At 70.9% G+C, this 326-nt stretch carries 1 protein-coding gene; it reads right to left on the bottom strand.

What is annotated here, in order from left to right:
• Positions 1-326 (bottom strand): PD-(D/E)XK nuclease family protein (locus tag HA630_RS26895; protein ID WP_166832067.1); only part of this gene is annotated, 326 nt, incomplete at both ends.

The following is a 326-nucleotide window of genomic DNA, read 5'->3' as shown; positions in this document are numbered from 1 at the left end:
TGCAGCCCGCGCAGGAACAGGTACACCGCACCGCCCATGTGGCGGTCGTAGTCGTAGCCGGGCAGGCGCTGGCGCAGCAGCCGGTGCAGGGCCAGTAGGTAGAGCGCGTACTGCAGCTCGTAGCGGGCGCGCAGCACCTCGGCGCGCAGGGCGTCGGCGGTGTAGTCGGCGTCGTGCGGGCCCAGCCAGTTGGACTTGTAGTCGGCCACGTAATAGCGGCCCCGGTGCTCAAACACCAGGTCCATGAAGCCTTTGAACATGCCGTGCAGCCGGTCGTCGCGCAGCGGCGGCCGCGGCGCGCCGCCCAGCGTGTGGGCGGTGACGAG

This window comes from Aquabacterium sp. A08 (assembly GCF_011742065.1).
This window is presented reverse-complemented; position numbering and strand designations above follow the sequence as displayed.